The 14,378-nt window shown below is 65.3% G+C and carries 16 protein-coding genes; 1 reads left to right on the forward strand and 15 read right to left on the reverse strand.

What is annotated here, in order from left to right; translation table 11 throughout:
- Genes AC1AUD_RS00155 through AC1AUD_RS00165 form a run of 3 tightly spaced genes read right to left on the reverse strand, consistent with a single transcriptional unit; the run spans window position 1 to window position 1,907 of the window.
- Window positions 1-1,089 carry a hypothetical protein gene (locus AC1AUD_RS00155; protein WP_476570947.1) on the reverse strand — a complete coding sequence of 363 codons (1,089 nt, stop codon included), beginning with the start codon at window positions 1,087-1,089 and terminating at the stop codon, window positions 1-3.
- 60 nt (window positions 1,090-1,149) lie between these two features.
- Complete coding sequence (locus AC1AUD_RS00160) at window positions 1,150-1,425, reverse strand: helix-turn-helix domain-containing protein (protein ID WP_476570949.1); 276 nt, start codon at window positions 1,423-1,425, stop codon at window positions 1,150-1,152.
- Window positions 1,422-1,907, reverse strand: a complete 486-nt coding sequence (locus tag AC1AUD_RS00165) for a type II toxin-antitoxin system RelE/ParE family toxin (protein WP_476570951.1) — start codon at window positions 1,905-1,907, stop codon at window positions 1,422-1,424. Before AC1AUD_RS00165 ends, AC1AUD_RS00160 begins: the two co-directional genes overlap by 4 nt.
- Before the next feature lie 85 nt (window positions 1,908-1,992).
- On the opposite strand from AC1AUD_RS00165, the gene AC1AUD_RS00170 reads away from it, so the two are divergent.
- Window positions 1,993-2,193 carry a type II toxin-antitoxin system RelB/DinJ family antitoxin gene (locus AC1AUD_RS00170; protein WP_476570953.1) on the forward strand — a complete coding sequence of 67 codons (201 nt, stop codon included), beginning with the start codon at window positions 1,993-1,995 and terminating at the stop codon, window positions 2,191-2,193.
- Window positions 2,194-2,203: 10 nt separating this feature from the next.
- Here the strand turns inward: AC1AUD_RS00170 and AC1AUD_RS00175 are convergent, their stop codons facing one another.
- The 12 genes from AC1AUD_RS00175 to AC1AUD_RS00230 form a co-directional block, all read right to left on the reverse strand.
- Complete coding sequence (locus tag AC1AUD_RS00175; RefSeq protein ID WP_476570954.1) at window positions 2,204-3,346, reverse strand: hypothetical protein; 1,143 nt, start codon at window positions 3,344-3,346, stop codon at window positions 2,204-2,206.
- 36 nt (window positions 3,347-3,382) lie between these two features.
- Window positions 3,383-4,093 carry a hypothetical protein gene (locus tag AC1AUD_RS00180; protein ID WP_476570955.1) on the reverse strand — a complete coding sequence of 237 codons (711 nt, stop codon included), beginning with the start codon at window positions 4,091-4,093 and terminating at the stop codon, window positions 3,383-3,385.
- Between the two features lie 44 nt (window positions 4,094-4,137).
- The gene (locus tag AC1AUD_RS00185; protein ID WP_476570956.1) at window positions 4,138-4,455 is read right to left on the reverse strand and encodes a hypothetical protein; all 318 of its coding nucleotides are present in this window, start codon (window positions 4,453-4,455) and stop codon (window positions 4,138-4,140) included.
- Between the two features lies 1 nt (window position 4,456).
- The gene (locus tag AC1AUD_RS00190) at window positions 4,457-5,908 is read right to left on the reverse strand and encodes a hypothetical protein (protein ID WP_476570957.1); all 1,452 of its coding nucleotides are present in this window, start codon (window positions 5,906-5,908) and stop codon (window positions 4,457-4,459) included.
- A gap of 44 nt (window positions 5,909-5,952) precedes the next feature.
- Entirely contained in the window at window positions 5,953-6,843 is an 891-nt protein-coding gene (locus AC1AUD_RS00195) for a DUF6273 domain-containing protein (protein WP_476570958.1), read from the reverse strand.
- A 102-nt stretch (window positions 6,844-6,945) separates the two neighbouring features.
- Entirely contained in the window at window positions 6,946-8,274 is a 1,329-nt protein-coding gene (locus AC1AUD_RS00200; RefSeq protein WP_476570959.1) for a hypothetical protein, read from the reverse strand.
- 61 nt (window positions 8,275-8,335) lie between these two features.
- Window positions 8,336-9,217, reverse strand: coding sequence for a DUF6273 domain-containing protein (locus tag AC1AUD_RS00205; RefSeq protein ID WP_476570962.1), 882 nt, complete (start codon window positions 9,215-9,217; stop codon window positions 8,336-8,338).
- A gap of 86 nt (window positions 9,218-9,303) precedes the next feature.
- A complete protein-coding gene (locus AC1AUD_RS00210; protein ID WP_476570964.1) occupies window positions 9,304-9,975 on the reverse strand; it encodes a hypothetical protein in 672 nt (223 codons plus the stop codon).
- A gap of 56 nt (window positions 9,976-10,031) precedes the next feature.
- Complete coding sequence (locus AC1AUD_RS00215) at window positions 10,032-10,511, reverse strand: hypothetical protein (RefSeq protein WP_476570966.1); 480 nt, start codon at window positions 10,509-10,511, stop codon at window positions 10,032-10,034.
- 71 nt (window positions 10,512-10,582) lie between these two features.
- Window positions 10,583-11,497, reverse strand: a complete 915-nt coding sequence (locus tag AC1AUD_RS00220; RefSeq protein WP_476571739.1) for a DUF6273 domain-containing protein — start codon at window positions 11,495-11,497, stop codon at window positions 10,583-10,585.
- An 86-nt stretch (window positions 11,498-11,583) separates the two neighbouring features.
- On the reverse strand, window positions 11,584-12,417 hold the full coding sequence (locus tag AC1AUD_RS00225) for a hypothetical protein (RefSeq protein ID WP_476570971.1): 834 nt from the start codon (window positions 12,415-12,417) through the stop codon (window positions 11,584-11,586).
- Window positions 12,404-14,353, reverse strand: a complete 1,950-nt coding sequence (locus tag AC1AUD_RS00230) for a hypothetical protein (protein ID WP_476570973.1) — start codon at window positions 14,351-14,353, stop codon at window positions 12,404-12,406. The genes AC1AUD_RS00225 and AC1AUD_RS00230 overlap by 14 nt, the downstream gene beginning before the upstream one ends.
- Window positions 14,354-14,378 lie beyond the last annotated feature (25 nt).

Here is a 14,378-nt window from a genome sequence, read left to right on the forward strand (position 1 = left end):
TCACTTCCCCAACGCCCTGCGGAAGTCCGCGAACGCCTTGAATGTGTCATGGTAGGCGTGGGCGGGGCTCGCATTGTCGGCGCGCTCGGCGAGATATGCGTTCCGGTCCGCCCGCTCCCGCATCAAATCGATCGTTTCCATGGGAAGGTCGTCCAGTCCCGTGGAACGGATGCACGCGTTGGAGAACGCGTCCCTGCCCTGCCCGTAGTCCGCCATCACCCGGTCGGCGGCCCGCTCGTCGTCGTCCCGCTCCAGTTGGCGGAGCGCATCGTCCGCCCGCTCCTGCGCCGGGCGGCCCACGTCGTAGGGGTCCGTGGAGGCGAGCCTGTCGTCGCCGAACCCCCATTCGTCGCCGTCGACGAACACGTCCGCCTGGCCGAGGTCGAGGCTGCGGGTGGTGAGGATGTCCATCCGGTGGTTGACGAGCGCACGCTCCCTGATGCCCATCACGGTCCTATAGGGCGCGTCCTGCGGGGCGCCGCCCCACGCGGGGTCCGGTTCGTCGGTCTCGTCCTCGGTGACCGAATACGCGTGCCAGCCAGCCGGCAGCCGGTCCCGGTCGACGCGCCCGCCGTCCAACGCCCATCCACGGAGCGTGGTCCCGTCGGGCAGGTCGAAGTCCACGCTCCGCAGGTCGTCGGCCCGGCCTCCCATCATGAGGCGCAACCCGCGCTGCATCCCGTGGTCGCCCATGCCCTCCGCCACGGGGTCCGCGGCTTCGATCATGTCATGGTATTCGTGTTCGCGCAGCCACACCCGGTATTCGTCGTCCAAACGACGCTGGTCGAGTTCCCCGGGGTCGTCGCAGTACGCGTCGGGATCGTCCTCGACCTGGCCGGCGAACATCTCGCGCAGCCAATGGCCGTCCCGGACCTCGCCGTCCTCCATCCGCCACATCCGGGAATCGTCCCCGTGGGGGCGGGCGAGCCAGTCGTTGCACGCGGCCTCCACTCTGGACGCCTCGTCGAGATCCGCGGGCATGGCGGGCAGGTCGTCCGTCACCCCATGCCCCGTGCTTCCGGCCGCGTACTGGCCGCCCGTGGGAATGCCCTTCGGCTCGTGCAAACGGCCCTGCGCGTCCGTCACCATATGAAGTCTCCTTCCATTCCAGTGGAACGGAAGGAGACTATGCGAAGGAGAAGGGGATGTTCAGATCTCCGGTGTGAACGGGTATTTCTCGCCTTCGAGCTCGTATCCGTATCCGACGTGACCGCCGAGGGCCCTGACGTACATGGCGAACGTGTCGACGGTGAACAAGTCGATCTCGCCGTTTTCGATGTATTGAAGCTCTTCCACGGAGAAACCGTTTTCCTTGGCGACTTCGGCGAGGGTCCAGCCCTTGGCCTCGCGCACGCGCTTGATGGCTTTGAACCCTTCGAGCCAATGCATGGAGGATTCATGGAATCGCTCTTCCTTGGATGTCATCGCAGGCTCCTTTCGTCGATGATTCTGTCCGCGACCGGTATGTTCTTTTGATACCATGCGTCCCATTGTCCTCGTTTGTCTCCTGCTACCAACATATAGGCGTTGCTGACCGGATCGAAATAGAACAATATCCTCATGCTTCCCGGTCTTGGGCGCAATTCCTTGAGGTTGTGGTGTCTCGCATGATTGATGAGCTTGACATACGGGGCTCCCGTATGCGGGCCTGATTGGGACAGTTGCCTCATCGCCTCGCGGACTTTGATTTGGTCTTGGTCGGCAAGTTTCTCGTACCATCCGCGTATCCGTGTGGAGTCGATCCTGTAAGGCCCGTATCCGGATCCAGAGAAGGGTTCGTCCAGATCCGTCGCCGTGGAGGGAATGGGCGGCAAGTCGCTGATGTCTCCGTGTCCGCCGCCTTCGTTTGCCCATCGGCCTCCGGCGGGCGTGCCCTTGGGTTGGCGGCGTTGTTTTCGACGGTTCATGCCGGGGTCCTTTCGGTGGACGCATATGTTTTCCGAAAGGCCCCTATGCGGCTTGACTTAATCGTTTAGTAGAGGTGGTTTGTCCATGCCCAGAACGGCGAAGATCACGACCATCAGCGTCGACCCCGAGCTACGCGACGAAGCGAAGAAACGACTCAAGGCCATGGGCTTCGGCCTCAGCCAATACTGCAACATGGCGATGCGCCAGCTCGTCGTCCAGAACAAAATCCCGTTCGACATAGAGGCGCCCGCCGAACTCGCGGACAAGCCGGCCGACGCCTCCTGAAACCGTTCCTCTACTTCGTCTGATCCGCTTCGCGTCCGTTCGCCAGGTTCCAGAACTCCGCGTAGTCGGCGAACACGTCGTACGCCTCCAGGACGTCGGCCCTGTCCCCGTCCCGCGCCGCTTCCTGCGCCTTCGCGAACACGCGGTCCAACGCGGGCTGGGGGAGCCGGTCGAGGTGGAAGCCCTTGGCGCACGCGTTCCCGTAGGCGCGGAATGGCATCGGACTGGCGGAGCGCGACTGGAACTGCCGTTGCATCCGGTAGGAGAAGTCGTCCCCGTCCCCGTAGGGCTCGTAGACGCCATCGTCCACCTGTTCGAACGCGCGGTCCGCGGCCTCCTGCATCCCCGCATCGTCCACGGTCCAGGGGGCGCGCGATTCCACCGGGCCGGCGCCGCCCTCCGGCTGGTCCGGTCCGCGCCCGTTCGCCATGTTCCAGAACTCCGCGTAGTCGGCGAACCTGTCGTAGACCATTTGGGCGGGGGAGCCTTCGTGATCCCATTCCGCGTCGAGTCCCTTGCGCGCCTCCGCGTACACGCGGTCCAACGCGGGCTGCGGCAACCGGTCGAGGTGGAAGCCCTTGGCGCACGCGTTCGCATACGCTTGGAACGGCCGCTCGTCGTCGGAACGCCCCCACCCCAGGTCGGAGAGGCGGCCGTCGAGCTCGTCCCAGTCTTCCTCCGGATAATAGGCGCCGTCGTCCATCCTGCGGAAGAGCCGGTCGGCCCGCTCCTGGGCCTCCGGGTCGTCCACGTTCCACGGGTTGCGGGCATCCTCCCGCGCGGCGTCCGCGGGGCTCTGCACGTTCTCGTAGAACCATGTGCCGTATTCGTCGTCCATCGTGGCCTGGTCCAGTCCGCCGTCGCCGCCGCGGTACGCGTCGGGATCCGCCTCCACCTGGCGGGCGAACATCTCGCGTAGATGCCGGCCGCTCTTGACCTCGTTGGACTCCGTCCGGTACAGGTGGTCGTCGTCGGGGAATCCGCGGGACAGCCATTCGTCGCACGCCCGCTTCGCCTGTTCGCTTTCGCCCATGGGGGAGGGCATGTCGGGCAGGTCGTCCACGACCCCGTGCCCCGTGCCTCCGCTCGCATATTGGCCGCCCGTGGGGATGCCCTTCGGCTCGTGTATCCTGCCCTGCGCATCGACCGTCATGATGGTCTCCTTTCGTCTTTCGCGTTCCAGAGGCTTCTATGCGACGGATGGTCCATTCCAGGTCCTCGCGTACGCGGCGAACATGCTCCGCATGGCCTTCGCGGGATCGCCGCCATGCTCCCGGACCGTCCGGGCCCGCGCCATCGCGAGGTCCAGCGCGTTGCCGGACAGGCGGGTGATGTGGAGGGCTTCGGCGCATTTGTTCGCGAACGCGGCCGACACGTCGTGGTCTTCCCCCAGCCGCTGGCGGAAGCGTTGGTCGTCCACGCTCGTGTACGGGTCGTAGAGGCCGTCCTCGAGCCGCCTCCACGCATGGTCCGCAAGCGCCCGCGCCTTTTCGTTCCGCACGGGCCATGGCCGATGCTCCTCCACCGGGTCGAGGGGCGTGACGTCGCCCCGATGCTTGTGTTCAGCAAGCCAATCGGAGTATCGTCCGTCCAGTTTTTCTTGGTCGATCCCGGTGGGGTCGTCGAAATGGTTTCCGGGCCATTCCGTCACTTCGTCGGCGAAGTCCTCGCGCATGCGCGCGCCGTCGCAGACGCCGACGCCCTCCCGCCAGTATTGGCGCGCATCATCCTCATGCGGCTGGTTCAGCCATTCCTCGCATTCGATTCCGACCCGCCCTTCTACGTCGGGCATGCCGGGAAGATCGTCCACGACTCCGTGCCCCGTGCTTCCGGCCGCGTATCGGCCGCCCGTGGGGATGCCCTTCGGCTCGTGCATCCTGCCCTGCGCGTCAACCGTCATGATGGTCTCCTCCGTTTTTTGTCCGGGAATGGGATGCCCGTGGGCTATGCGGGTCCGAGGAGCGTGAGATGCCGCTGCGCGTGTCCGCGGATCCTTGGGTCCGCGCCCCGGTTGGCGGCGAGGATGCGCAGCGTCCCCGCGTCGTGGGATTGTTCGGCGAGCATGCGCGCCAACATGAAGGGGATGCGCGGGTTCGAGGCGAGGGCCCGCTCCCGAGCCGCGCTCATGCGCCGCGCCAAATCAGTGAGGAGGTGGGGTGGGCTCGCGGGGTTGGCGAGCAATGCGAGGATGACCGGCTCGTCCCCGTCCTGTGCCAACGCAAGGCACTCCTCGCCCGTCAGCCGCGGGTCGGACGGGCTCATCCTAAGCCTCGACGCTTCGTTCGGCCCAGTATCGGCGCGGGTTCGCGATCCCCGTCGCCGTGCTGTTCCTGACGTCCTCCCAGTCGAGGCCAGCCGCCTTCGCTGCCTTGCGCCGGGTCTCGAGGCCGGCGGTTTCGTTGGAGGCGATGTCCCTGCAGATGTTCGCGCTGTCGAGGCTCCCTTTGCCGGCCCGGTCCTGGTGCCGGGCGACGAGTCGGGCGAGCATCGCCGGGGTCGCGTTGGGATTGTGGGCGACGCCGATGTCGGTCATCGAATCGTCTCTGTCGATCCACTTGGCGAGCGTTTCAGTGTCGATGCGCGGGTTGGGGGCGGCTGCCCGGCGCACGTTGTCGTTGTGTTCGGACTTCTTAAGGATCGCGTCGACGCCGGTTGGGCTCAGATTCGGGTTGTGGGCGGCCGCCTCGACGAGGTACCCATCGTCGCTTCCGGCGGCCCTGTCGGCCACATCGCCCGGGCATCGTTCGTGCCTCACCGCGTCGCGTTTGGTCTGCGGGTCGGTGGTGGCGTCCATGACTGCGCGGATGGTGTCCGGCCCGCAGTTCGGGTTCCTCAACGCCGCCTGTTTCGTGTTCTCGTCCTTGCAGGAGCGGACGGTCGCGGCCAGCGTGGCGTCGCTGGCGTTCGGATTGCGGGCGATGGCCCTTTTCACCCCGTAGGCGCGGCACATGCCGTTCAGATAATCGAGCGTCCGGTCGTCGGCCATGGGATTGCGGGCGAGATTGCCCGCGAACACGCTGCGGCGTTCCGCCGGATACTCCTTGGAGCGCAGGGTGTGGTCGAACATGATGCCGCGCAAACGGTCGTCGCTCATGGTCAGCGGGTTGAGGCAGGCGCCGGCGATCATGTGCGCCCGCTCCCCGCTGCACTCCGGATACCGGTCGATGAGACCCGCGACCTGCCCCGGGTCGAGGTTCGGATTGGAGGACAGGCACCAGTCCGCGTGCATGTCGTGTTTATCCAAAGCCTCTTGGATGACCTGCGGGTCTTTCGTGCGCGACAGGAGGCGTTTCGTCGCATCCGACATGCCTCCGGCCGTCCGGTCGGCCTTGTCGAGGATATGGTATTTCTCCGCCTGGCTGGTCAGTCGCAGGCGGGTCACATCATCCGCCGGCTGATTGTGCCCGTCGTCACCGCCGGTCATGACGGGACGCCCGTTCCCGTCCAGCATGACCATGCTTCCGTCCTCCAGACGGAATGCGCTCACCTCGCCGTCGCACACACTGCCGTCAGAACGCTCCACATGCACCCAGGCGCGCGTGTCCTGGAATGCGCGGATTGGAATCGACCGGAACGATTCGTTGATGTCCCGGCCGGAACCCGGGGGAGCGGGCAGGTCGTCCGTCATCCCATGGCCGGACGAACCGCTGGCATACCGGCCTCCCGTCGGAATGCCCTGCGGCTCATGCAACCTGCCTTTGCTGTCCACGACCATGATCCTGGCTCCTTCATCTCGATGAGACGAAGGCTATGCGCGGATCAGAGGCAGAAAGCCGGAGCAACCCCGTGCCGCCAGAGCGCGTTGTCGTCGGTCGTCCATCCCCATGAGGAGATCCTTGAAAAATGAAAGGAGTAGTTCCGGGCGGGGGATCGCAGCCACGCGCCGTCGTCTGCGTTCAGCGAATACGCTCCGGCAGGCGTCTCTCCGGAAGAGGTCAGCCAGAAACCAGAGGTTATGTCGGAAAAGGATTCGTCGCCATATGCCTCGTAACGGAATCCCTCCTTGCCGACGGAGGGATTGGATGGATCCGACCAGGGCTTTGAGAATTCGTCGCCGCTCTGCAGCCACAGGCGGTCGTTTGTGGCCGTGGCCGCGGAACGACTTGATCCACCGACAGTGTTATTCGTGAGCTTGACGACCGGCTCCACCGCGTCCCTCAGGTCCGCGGGCATGCTCTCCCAGACCTCGCCGCCGTTCATGTTTTCGCGAAGATCGCTGTCACGCCAGCCGCCTTCGTTGACGTTTGTGCCGGAGCACCGCTCCGTGGAGTCGTTGCCCGGCATGGCGCCGTTCATGCAATATGCCCTCGGCAGGCTGTTGACGGTCTGGAACGTGAGTCCGGCCCTCCCGGTTCCGTCGGCCTTGTCGTCGTGGAGTATGCCGATCAGGCGGACCGGCATGTCGACTTGCTGTCCTTTGGTTGCGATGGCGGCGCTCGTGACCTTGAGGATGCCGCGGGTGTCCTTGTCCATCGCGGCTTTCATCTGCTCGTAGTACCGCGAGTTCCGGCCGTTGACGCTGAGGTCCTTGGCTATGGTCTTCAATCCCTGGGCGGAGTATCCGGAGTAGCAGAAGTCCGAGCTCCCGCATTCCTCAGGTTCGGTCGCGCCCGCGGCCGGAACGCCCAGCCCCGTCGCCAGCAACAGCATTGTCGCGATGGCGGCGAGGCCGGTTCTCAATCTAGAAAACGCAATGGGGGGGGGGGTGATGTTTTTCAGGTTGCTCATGGCGTTCCTCCTATGCGGCCCGTCTCACATGTATTGCGGCGCGTAGTCGGGGTCCGGGTGGAAGCGCGTCCGGGCCTCCCGGTCCATGATTTTGTTGCGTTCGTTCTCGCGGCGCGCGTATTCGGACCACACCTTGTTGCATTCGCGCACGCGTGCGAGTGTCCGTCCTCCGATGTCGGAGCGTTGGGCGAGCAATTGCCCGGTGCGCGGCCGCCACGGGCGAGGCTCAACGCTGTTCCCCGCGTTGGCTTTCTCGACCTGCGCGCACCAGTCCTCGGCCAGCCGCTGAGCATGCGGATAGTCCGGGTTCTTGGCCAGGTCCGCCGACATCTCCGGCGTGGCCGACTCGGCGACCTGCCGCCATCCGCTGTCGCTCATCTTCTTGCCGGAGGCGAGCCAACGGCCGATGGGCGGCTCCTGATTCGAATGGGAGAGGAGCGTGCGCACGCGCTCACCGTCCAGATCCTCGCGTTTGGCAAGGCTGTACAAGGCGGGCGTGCAGTGCGAGATCGCCTCGAATTCAGAGTCGGACAGGGGGCGCTCCACCTTCGCCCACGCGATTAGCTCGTCCTCCAACTCCCGTTGATCGCGCAGGCTCGCACGCCGCGCCTTGCGGACCAGGCCGATCAGATGCGCCGTCTCGCCATCCAGATTCTTGAGGTCCGCCTTGGGGATGCGCCCTGGTCGGTCGATCAGCGTGTCCACTGTTCCCACGGTCTGCGCGTACAGTTCGCGGCGTATCGGATTCCCGTAGACGGCCTCGCGCACCATGGGGTTGCGGTCGGCGCTCGCATGGTCCATGTCCTCGGGGCGGATGGCTGGGTTTCCTGCTGCGGCGGCACGTACCGTGGGGTCCTCGTGACGCAATTGGCCTGCGATGACGCCCCAGTCCGTGGTGTTCGCGGCCATCGCCTTGTTCAATGCGACGGCGCGCTCGTGATGCGCGGCTTTCAGGGCCTCTTTGTCCCTGACGTGGATGTTGATGCCGTCGAACGATTCGCGGATCGTGTCCTCGATCATGGGCGTGCCCTGTCCGCACACGCTCACCAGCATCCTATTGTCGGAATCCTCGTCGCCGTATGCGATGTCCGCATCCCTGAGCCAATCGTCCAACTCGCGCACGGCCTTGAAGCCACGCTCCCCAAGCTCCGGATGCGCGGCCGCGAAACGCGCCGTCACAGCATGGACCTGGTTGCGCAGGCTCTCCGCCACCGCGCCGCCGTCACTCCCATCCCATGCGGGGACGACGGGCAGGTCGTCCGTCACACCATGCCCATTGCCACCGCTCGCATACCGGCCTCCCGTGGGAATGCCCTTCGGCTCATGCAGCCTGCCCCTATTGTCCGTTACCATGGTTCTCCGTTCCTCCTCGATCCGTCAAAGAAATCGAAGGCATCTATGCGACAGGGAGGGGTCAGAGGCAGAAGGCGGGCGCGATGCCATAGCGATATTCGGGCGTGATGTCCATCCAGGCCTGGATGCCGAAGCTGCCCACATGGATGACCCTGCCGGTGCCGGCCGGATGCAGGCTTCGGGTCCAGCCATCGCCGTAATCCTTGCCGGAGGGGGATTGGGTCAAGGAATCGAGGATCTCATTCACCCCATGGTTGTCGGTCACTCTGCCTTTGTAAAACCCGTACTGGGTGCCCTCCTGCCCGATGAACGGAGTGCTTGCCCAACCGTCGTACACGGTCTCCACCAGTTCACGGTAGGAGAGCGTGAACAGGCGGTCCACGGTGCCGGTCGCCACCGCGCCGCCGGAACTGCGGTCGTTGTCGCTCATCTTGACGACCGGCTCCACATTGTCCCGCAGGGCGGAGGGCATGCTCTCCCAGATCTCGCCCGAGTCCATGAGCCCTCGCAACGCGCTGTCCCGCCATCCGCCGGAGATATTGCCACCCTTGCATGAGCCGGGATCGGCGTCGGGCATGACGCCGGCGAAACAGTACGAGCGCGGCAGCGCGTTGACCGTCTGGAACGTGAGCCCCGCCTTGCCGGTCCCGTCCGCCTTGTTGTCGTGGAGGACGCCGATCAGGCGGACCTGCATGTCGACCTGCTTGCCATTGTCGGCGATGGCTGTGCTCGTGACCTTGAGCGTGCCCCTCGTGTCCGCGTCCATTGCGGTCATCATCGTCTTGTAGTACCGGGATTCCTCGCCGTTCGCGCTGAGGTCCTCGGCGATCGTCTTCAATCCCTTGGCGGAGTATCCGGCGTAGCAGAGGTCCGAGCTCCCGCACGTCTCGGGCGTCGCGGCATGCGCCGTCGGGACGCCCAGTCCCGACGCCAGCAACAGCATCGCCGCAACGGCGGCGAGACCGGTCTTCAGATGCCTAAACGCAATGGGGGGGGGTGAGTGTTTTCAGCATGTCCATGGCGGTCCGGCTATGCGGCGGCTTCGTCGTCCTCGACCACATCCACGGTGACGATCCCGTCGATGTCGAAGTAGTCGTGCATGGGGTCGCTGTCGTCCCGGGTCAGCTGGCCTGCGATCCGTTCGCATTCGCGTCGCGCGGCGCGCACGTCCGGCCGTTCGACCAGACACTCGTAGTCCTCGCGGCTCAGCGAATCCGGATCCTCTTCGAGCCGCCTGTTGATATCCGCCGCCATCATGTCGATCTGTTCGCGCGACGCGCTCCCGCCGCACCGTTCGATCATCGCGCGCATCGCCCTGCCGTCCGCATGCAGGTAGGCGAGCTCGCCCTCGCGCGCACGGCATTCGTCCGCCTCGCGGCGGCTCGGAGCATACCGGCGTTCCCCCTTGGGCACGGTTAGCGTCACGTAAGCGCGCCAATCCGGACCCCGGCCCGTGCTCACCCTGACCTTGAACCGGTCGGAGATAAGCCCGTTCCTCTGCGAGTCGCGGACCATGCCCCGCAGCACCCTGGAACGCTCGCCAGGCGACAGGCGGCACGTGCGCTCGTACAGGCTCGGCTCCAAGACTGGGGGAGCGGGAAGATCATCCGTCACTCCGCTCCCGGAGTTGCCGCTTGCGAAACGACCGCCCGTCGGCACGCCCTTCGGCTCATGCAAACGGCCCCTGCTGTCCGTGACCATATCCAGCCTCCTCCTTGCCTTGGATGGGCGGAGGCTATGCGCGCAGGATGGGCGGATCAGTAGTCGTCCTCAGTCAGCACATATCCTTCCGCCAGCTCATCCCACGGAACGTGAACGGGGTCGGGCATGTCCGCGGCGGGATCGAACAATCCATTTCTGGCATGCAGGAGCAGATGGTTGATGGCGACCACGGCAAGACGTTTGTCCACAGACCATAGCATGGAAAGAAGGCTCGATTCGTCGGCATCCTCCGGGAGACGAGGCCTGTCGTCCATGTCAAGCAGCCACGCGTACTCGTCCAACGTCTCCTGGTCCAACGAACGTTCGTTGAGCGCGATCATACGGTCCCACGCGCGCATCGATTCGATCACATTCATCGCCCGGTCGACGGGCATGCGGGGCGGCACGCGCCTAGTGTCGGCGATGGTCCATACGGACGGGTAGTCGATGGCAGGATCGACGAGTCTGGCGATGCTCCAGATGATGTTCGTCCGCTCCCTATAGGCCAGACTCTCCAATTTCGTCAACGTCCTCACGCTGCATGCTCCTCCGTCATCCATTACGCCCGCCGCCGATGGTACGCGGAGATGCGTCCCGATAAAAGGAATCACAGGCAGAAGGCAGGCGCGACTCTGTGGCGGTAGGCCGCAGTGTTGCGGTTGCTGGGGTCGCCGTTGGAGTTGACTTGCAGGAAACGGTTGGAGTCGCCCGGATCCGACGAGCGCTCCCACGCAAACATGTTGATGGATCCGGCGGGCTGCCTCCCGGAGGGGGCGGCCCAGAGCTTGTCGATAACGGCATTGCCGCTGTAATTGTTGATGACGCGGCCGTCGTAGAACCTGTATTGGAAACCCTCCTGGCTCCATGCCTGCGCGCCGGAGGAATCCTTCCATCCGTCGTACATGGTCTTCACGTACTCGCGGTAGGAGACGAGCCAGAGCCTGTCGATGGTGCCAGTGGCGACGGAGCGTTCCGAATCTCCGATGGTGTTGTTGGTCATCTTGACGACCGGCTCCACCGTGTCCCTCAGGTCGGCGGGCATGCTCTCCCAGATCTCGCCGCCGTTCATGTTCTTCCGAAGACCGCTGTCCCGCCAGCCGCCCGCGTTCGTGTCCGAGCCGTAGCATCGGATCGAGGAACCATTGTCCGGCATGACGCCGTTCATGCAGTAACCCTTTGGCAGGCTGTTGACGGTCTGGAACGTCAGGCCCGCCTTCCCCGTACCATCGGCCTTGTCGTCGTGGAGGATGCCGATCAATCGCACGGGCATGTCGACTTGCTTGCTATTGTCGGCGATAGCGGTGCTCGTGACCTTGAGCGTGCCCCTCGTGTCCGCGTCCATCGCGGACTTCATCGCATCGTAATACTGCGAGCCCTGGCCGTTGACACTGAGGTCCTCGGCGATGGTCTTCAATCCTTTGGCCGAGTATCCGGCGTAGCAGAAGCCGGATACTCCGCCGCACGTTTCGGGCGTGGCCGCGTAGGCTGCCGCGCCGTTCAATCCCGCCGCCAGCAACAGCATCGTCGTCAATGAGGCGAGTCCGGTTTTCAGATGTCTAAACGCAATGGGGGGGGGTGAGTGTCTTCAGAGTATCCATGGCATCCGTCCTATGCGCCCTGTCCGAGCAGTCCGCCGAGCAGGTCGAACCGTTCGGGCAACGTGTAGGCGAGCATCGCGAGATCATGCTCGTGCGGATCCGCCTGCCCGTCCAATAGGTAGAAGCCGGTGAACATGGGTTCCCTGGGGACCGTGCCGAGCATGGCGCCCGCGCCCCACGCGGCGGTCAAAGTCTCCGCGACATTATCGGGGTCGCCGACCCATTCCCGCCGCGCGTCCGGATAGCGCACGCCGACGAGGAGTCCGACCTGTCCAGGCAAACTCTTGTCTCTCCACAGCGGGGCCGCCTGCCGCATCACCTGGTTCTGCCTCGCCTGCCGTTGGCGGACGGGCAGGCGCATGTTGCTCGTCAACCATGACCGGTCGGGGATGCTTAGTCCGACGAGCGCGGCGCGCGCACCGGGCGTGAGGCGGAGCATGCAGCCCGGCGGACCATCCACGGGCGCCAACGGGATGACCGCGACGCTCACGCGCACCCGGCCGCGCGGACACCAGTTCGGATCCCTCGCATACAGGGTGAGGACTCGGTGGAACGGGTCGTCGTCCGGCCACAATCCCACGTCCGTGCCCGCGTCCACCAGCGGCTTCAACGTCTCGACCGCCAGCATGGGAGGCTCCCCGGTGCCGGCCACCATGACGACCATGACGAAACGGTCCACACGGTGCGCGCCGTTCGCCTTCGCCTGCCGCCACACGCTCCGGCCATGACGGCGCAACCTGGCGCGGCGCCTGGCCCTCTCCTCGACCGTATCCTCGTCCAGCACTCCCATGTACATCGACCTGGCGATGTCGAATTGGACCGCCCACCCTTTAGCCGCGGCCACGCATGAACCTCGCCAGGTTCTCCACGTCCATCACCTGCGTGCCCTCGCCGGAAGCGGACGGTACCGGGGCCGGCGGAGCGCCGGGGATAGGGGCGGGGTCATCGTTTCCGCCCGACGGAGAGGACTCAGAGGAAGACGCCGGTTCGCCCTCATCATCGCCGCCACCACCGAAGTTCGCCTCCGCGTCAGCGAGCGCGTTCCGCAGCTCGGAGAGGATTTGGTCGGTGGCGATCGCCTTGTCCAACGGGAGACTGATGCGGTCCGTCAGTTCGTGCATGTACTGCGCGTCGATCGGATCGTCGGGCCCGTGCTTGCCGATCGTGTTGAAGTACCGGTCGCGGTCCACCCAGTCGGGCAGGAAGCCCATGCCGGCGAGCGTGCGCCCGTACCATTCCGTGTCCACCATGCCGTCGCGGCCCGCCCACCAGGTCTTGAAGATGCGCGACCCGAGTCCCTCGAACTCGCCGCGGCCCACGCCCTTGCCTCGTCCCGACTCGACGATATGGGCGGGCACGCTGGGCATTCCGGGCAGGTCGTGGAACACGCCCTTCTCGAGGCTTTCGGACGGGTTGGGGCCCATGGCGACGCGCTGTTGGAACAGGTCGCGGATCGTGGGGCCGAGGCCGCTCTTGTCGTTGATGGTCTGGCTGAACAGCATGAGCCGGTAGCCCATGAACCGGGCGAGGCGCAGGATGCGGGTCACGTTGTAGCGGATCAGATACTCCGCGTACCCCTTGTACTGTTGGCGGATGATGGGCGGGAGGATCTTGTCCGGGTTGGGGATGCTCTTGACCGCGGCCTGCTCGTCCACGAGGGACGAGTATTCGTCGACGACGATCACGTGGATGGGGAATTTCTCCTTCGCCCAGTCGGGGATGTCGTACCAGGATTGCCACGCGTTCTCCGCCCACGCCTTCGCGCGTTCCCCATGGTCCATTTCCGCGACGAGGTTGTTGAGCACGCCAGCCGCCTGGAACACGCTCTCGCACCCCCAGTGCCCGGGTTTGACGAACGGGCGCGCCCAGAAATAGTCGGTGCTTTTGCTCTTCGTGTCGATGATCGTCAGGTCCACGCCCTGCGCGATCTGCTCCGCGAGCAGCGCGTTCGCGAAGACAGTTTTTCCGGATCCTCCGGAACCTCCGGCCAGCAGGAACGCGCCCTCGCGCCAGTCGACGCACGCCGTGTCATACGGCAGGCTGCCCGCCTTCGGCAGGAGCACGCCGAACGGCGTCTTATCCCGCCACTTCGCGTCGCCCAGCGTGTCGGCGGGCAGGGGATGGGCCTTCTCGAAGTTCGCGGGTTCGCCAGGGTGGATGACGATGATTCCGGCACGTGCGTCCGCCTCGAACCACCATCCGTAGGCGCCGATCTGCTCGCATGCCTCCTGCGTTTTGCCGTCGTGTTTGCTGGGCTGGTAGACGACGCCCTGTCCGAGCGTGACCCTCCACCCGTGGCGCCCCTGCTTGTCGGTCTCCTCGGTGGGCTCCAGCTTCGCGTCCCATGGTTTCAAGCCGAGCGCGGCGGTCAGCAGGCCGCGCGCGGTCGCCTGCTCGGGGGTGAGTTTTTCGAACACGGCAAGCCCCTCGTAGGGGCGGAATTCGGTCATCTTGAAGCCGGCGAGGCGGCGTTCGTATTGGGTGGCGACCTTGTCTCCCATGCTGGGTTTCTGCTGGCTGGCCTCCAGTTGGACGAGCTTGCGGTCGGGCGACTCCTGTTCGATGACCGCGACCGACCGGTCGACGAGGATGGCGACCCGCCGGTCCTTGTCGATGGACTCCAACTGCGCGTTCTTCGCATCCGGGTTCCTGGCCTTGAACTTGGCGATCTGCCGGTCCAAGAGTTCGCGGTGGCTGCCGTCGGACTCGGGATGGAAGTCGACCTTCCCACCGTCCCTGGTGGGCACCTGCGCGGGGTAATGGCATTCGAATTGAAGCATGCGGCGCGTCTATGCGCGCACACGC

It is taken from the genome of Bifidobacterium sp. LH_730, assembly GCF_056355835.1.

Bases quoted from the DNA above. Each gene is read 5' to 3' on its own strand.
- AC1AUD_RS00160 (WP_476570949.1), bottom strand. From the start codon at position 1,425: ATGACATCCAAGGAAGAGCGATTCCATGAATCCTCCATGCATTGGCTC.
- AC1AUD_RS00190 (WP_476570957.1), bottom strand. From the start codon at position 5,908: ATGGTCGTGGACAGCAAAGGCAGGTTGCATGAGCCGCAGGGCATTCCG.
- AC1AUD_RS00180 (WP_476570955.1), bottom strand. From the start codon at position 4,093: ATGACGGTTGACGCGCAGGGCAGGATGCACGAGCCGAAGGGCATCCCC.
- AC1AUD_RS00210 (WP_476570964.1), bottom strand. From the start codon at position 9,975: ATGGTCACGGACAGCAGGGGCCGTTTGCATGAGCCGAAGGGCGTGCCG.
- AC1AUD_RS00220 (WP_476571739.1), bottom strand. From the start codon at position 11,497: ATGCTGTTGCTGGCGGCGGGATTGAACGGCGCGGCAGCCTACGCGGCC.
- AC1AUD_RS00170 (WP_476570953.1), top strand. From the start codon at position 1,993: ATGCCCAGAACGGCGAAGATCACGACCATCAGCGTCGACCCCGAGCTA.
- AC1AUD_RS00205 (WP_476570962.1), bottom strand. From the start codon at position 9,217: ATGCTGTTGCTGGCGTCGGGACTGGGCGTCCCGACGGCGCATGCCGCG.
- AC1AUD_RS00155 (WP_476570947.1), bottom strand. From the start codon at position 1,089: ATGGTGACGGACGCGCAGGGCCGTTTGCACGAGCCGAAGGGCATTCCC.
- AC1AUD_RS00230 (WP_476570973.1), bottom strand. From the start codon at position 14,353: ATGCTTCAATTCGAATGCCATTACCCCGCGCAGGTGCCCACCAGGGAC.
- AC1AUD_RS00195 (WP_476570958.1), bottom strand. From the start codon at position 6,843: ATGCTGTTGCTGGCGACGGGGCTGGGCGTTCCGGCCGCGGGCGCGACC.
- AC1AUD_RS00175 (WP_476570954.1), bottom strand. From the start codon at position 3,346: ATGACGGTCGATGCGCAGGGCAGGATACACGAGCCGAAGGGCATCCCC.
- AC1AUD_RS00185 (WP_476570956.1), bottom strand. From the start codon at position 4,455: ATGAGCCCGTCCGACCCGCGGCTGACGGGCGAGGAGTGCCTTGCGTTG.
- AC1AUD_RS00200 (WP_476570959.1), bottom strand. From the start codon at position 8,274: ATGGTAACGGACAATAGGGGCAGGCTGCATGAGCCGAAGGGCATTCCC.
- AC1AUD_RS00165 (WP_476570951.1), bottom strand. From the start codon at position 1,907: ATGAACCGTCGAAAACAACGCCGCCAACCCAAGGGCACGCCCGCCGGA.